General features: G+C 68.8%; 1 protein-coding gene. It reads right to left on the reverse strand.

Features of this window, described 5'->3' with window-relative positions:
* Positions 1–4: 4 nt before the first annotated feature.
* On the reverse strand, positions 5–500 hold a 496-nt coding region (locus ACYVD1_RS34875), incomplete at its 5' end, for an HNH endonuclease signature motif containing protein (protein WP_460778740.1).

Below are 500 nucleotides of genomic sequence, written 5' to 3' on the forward strand. Positions count from 1 at the left end.
GGAGTCAAAAACGAGGGTGACCGTGACTCCAGGAAGGGGGTTGGGCTGGCTCCGGGTCCCCGTCCGAGTCCTCCCCCTTGTTGCTGCGGTTGCGGTGGGAAGGGCGGCCCTGCCAGATGGAGGCCTCCGGGTTGGTCTCCCGGCGATACTTCAACCGGTTGTGGTCCGAGCACAGTGGCTGAATGTTGTCCGCGCTGGTGGACCCACCGGCCGAGAAGCTGATCTTGTGGTCGGCCTCCGACCCGCTGGCCGGGAAGTTGCAGCCCTGGGGCCAGGCGCAGGTGGTGTGACCGAACATCCCCGCATCCCGCAGAGCACCCGTGGCATCGCGCTGGGTGCGGCCCACGTCCAGCACCCGGTCGCCCTTGGGGGCGGTGATCATCCGGCGCAGCACACTGTTGGGGGCCAGGGCACGGATCGCGGCCATGGAGACCACCTGCCCATCCTGCGTCACCGCCGGACCCGCACCCTCGGTCTGGTTCTGGAGGCCGAGGAAGGTG

It is taken from the genome of Nocardiopsis nanhaiensis (assembly GCF_054778635.1).